Below are 269 nucleotides of genomic sequence, written 5' to 3' on the forward strand. Positions count from 1 at the left end.
GGCGTGCGGGTAGACGTGTACGACGGCATGCCTTCAGTGGGGCGCAAGTTCCTGCTGGCGGGCGTGGGCGGCATGAACATCACCCACTCCGAGGCGTACCCGGCGTTCCTGTCGCGTTACGCCGAACGCGCGCCGCACATGGCACCGTTGTTGCGCGCGTTTGGCGCAGAGGCTTTGTGCGAGTGGATTCACGGCCTGGGCATCGAGACCTTTGTCGGCACCTCCGGCCGCGTATTCCCCACCGACATGAAAGCCGCCCCACTGCTGCG

The 269-nt window shown here is 66.5% G+C and carries 1 protein-coding gene; it reads left to right on the forward strand.

Going from position 1 to position 269, the window contains the following annotated elements:
- Nucleotides 1-269: NAD(P)/FAD-dependent oxidoreductase (locus FEM54_RS33750; RefSeq protein WP_171045986.1), on the forward strand; the 269-nt coding region annotated here is incomplete at both ends.

This window comes from Pseudomonas edaphica (assembly GCF_005863185.1).
Classification (GTDB): Bacteria; Pseudomonadota; Gammaproteobacteria; order Pseudomonadales; family Pseudomonadaceae; genus Aquipseudomonas; species Aquipseudomonas edaphica.